Annotated in this window: 3 protein-coding genes; all 3 read right to left on the minus strand. The window is 38.4% G+C overall.

Annotated elements, in window-relative coordinates:
• Positions 1–379: nucleotidyl transferase AbiEii/AbiGii toxin family protein (locus tag AB5935_RS25680; RefSeq protein WP_410525550.1), on the minus strand; the 379-nt coding region annotated here is incomplete at its 3' end.
• The gene (locus AB5935_RS25685; protein WP_004296693.1) at positions 376–708 is read right to left on the minus strand and encodes a hypothetical protein; all 333 of its coding nucleotides are present in this window, start codon (positions 706–708) and stop codon (positions 376–378) included. The genes AB5935_RS25685 and AB5935_RS25680, both read right to left, overlap by 4 nt.
• 35 nt (positions 709–743) lie before the next feature.
• Positions 744–1,023, minus strand: a 280-nt coding sequence (locus AB5935_RS25690; protein ID WP_368327836.1) for a helix-turn-helix domain-containing protein, incomplete at its 5' end; no start/stop codon positions are given.

The raw sequence follows: 1,023 nt of genomic DNA on the forward strand, positions 1-1,023 counted from the left end.
TCATTGCTCCGATAGATTTCACATCAGCCAGTTTCAGATTATTCAGGTAGCTTACCGGCTCACTTACCGGAGAATATTTAGGGCAAGCATAAAACGAAAATTTCACTCCTGACACAAGATATTCCACATGATCTATATCCAGAATATCTTTATGCTGAATCTCTCCAATCGTAGCTAGTTCTTTCTCTATCTGATACCAAGCTACCTCCATCTTCTCTATCTTGGAAGTGCGCCACTTCATAAAATCCAAATCCTCACTCTGACGAGTTCCGATTTGTAAAGACAAGGCAGTTCCACCGACCAGAAGATAAGGTTTTATGCAATCCAATTGGGAAACCGCTTCAAAAATCTGCAGTGTGTGTGGAGCTAATCCTTTCATAGAAGTATTTTGTTTAGGCGACGAGTAGCCATAGATTTTATATAAGCGTCCGGTTTCTTTGCTTTAAAATAGTACCATGCAAAAAAACGGTTCAACGTATAGAGATATTCCTCTTGTGGAATGAGATAATCCAGCCATACCTGCTTGATTTTCTTGAAAGGATAAACCAAAAAAAGCTGATTAATTTCCTCTAAATCAAGATGCAACAACGTTTTTTCAATCAGCATATCATCTGGAATATCTTTGATTGAATCTTCATTGTACGACCAGAAGCAATGTTCCTGCTTCAATTTCGACAATAGTTCCTGCTTTATAACATCAACAGACATAGGTTACTGTTTATTAGGTAAGACAAAAATAGTATTTACCAAAGAGCCACTTTGCCCAAAGAACCAAGTTCCAAGCTTGCCGTTTTCACGCCCATTGCCTTGAATGCTCTTACAATAGTAGAAAAGGATATACTTTTCCCACTTTCTATTTTCGAGATTTGTGCCCTTTTAACCCCCATAAGCTCACCTAATTGTTCTTGGGTAAGATTCTTGGCCTCTCTCGCCCGTTTAATAGCCTCACCTATAAGAAAGTTATTAATATCAGTCTCATATTTTTCGCGTGCTGGAGTACCTTTTGTACCTATCACTCTATCC

It is taken from the genome of Phocaeicola sp. RTP21198st1_B8_RTP21198_201120 (genome assembly GCF_040929485.1).
Classification (GTDB): Bacteria; Bacteroidota; Bacteroidia; order Bacteroidales; family Bacteroidaceae; genus Phocaeicola; species Phocaeicola dorei.

Coding starts and splice junctions, on each gene's coding strand:
- AB5935_RS25685 (WP_004296693.1), bottom strand. CDS start 708: ATGTCTGTTGATGTTATAAAGCAGGAACTATTGTCGAAATTGAAGCAG.